The sequence below is a fragment of the Mesorhizobium amorphae genome (assembly GCF_014843845.1).
GTDB classification, from domain to species: Bacteria; Pseudomonadota; Alphaproteobacteria; order Rhizobiales; family Rhizobiaceae; genus Mesorhizobium; species Mesorhizobium amorphae_A.
Window position 1 is genome coordinate 1 of record NZ_JHQS01000075.1, and the last position, 314, is coordinate 314.

Annotated in this window: 1 protein-coding gene; it reads right to left on the minus strand. The window is 68.2% G+C overall.

Features of this window, described 5'->3' with window-relative positions:
- The coding region (locus tag DH08_RS30050) for a DUF5801 repeats-in-toxin domain-containing protein (protein WP_210328948.1) at positions 1-314 on the minus strand (314 nt) is incomplete at both ends.

A 314-nucleotide genomic window follows, 5' to 3' on the forward strand; every position in this document is an offset into this window, starting at 1 on the left:
TCGGTGGCGGTGGCGGTCAGCGTCACCAGGTCGGCCGCGGCCAGTGCCGCCGCCGAGGCGCCGCTCTCCACCGGATCGGTCGCATCGTCATGGACGACCGAGCGGTTCTGGGCCAGCGTCACCTCGCCGGTGTTCGCGTCGACGCTGATCAGGAAGGCGACCGTGGTGGTGTCGTTCTCCAGATAGCCTTCGACCTCGCCGCTGGCGTTGAGGCGCAGCAGGATGTTGTCGCCGCTGATGGTGTCGTCGAGACCGCTGTCGACGCCCGCGCTCTTGACGTCGAGCGCATAGGTGATGGCATCGGTGTCCTGGAC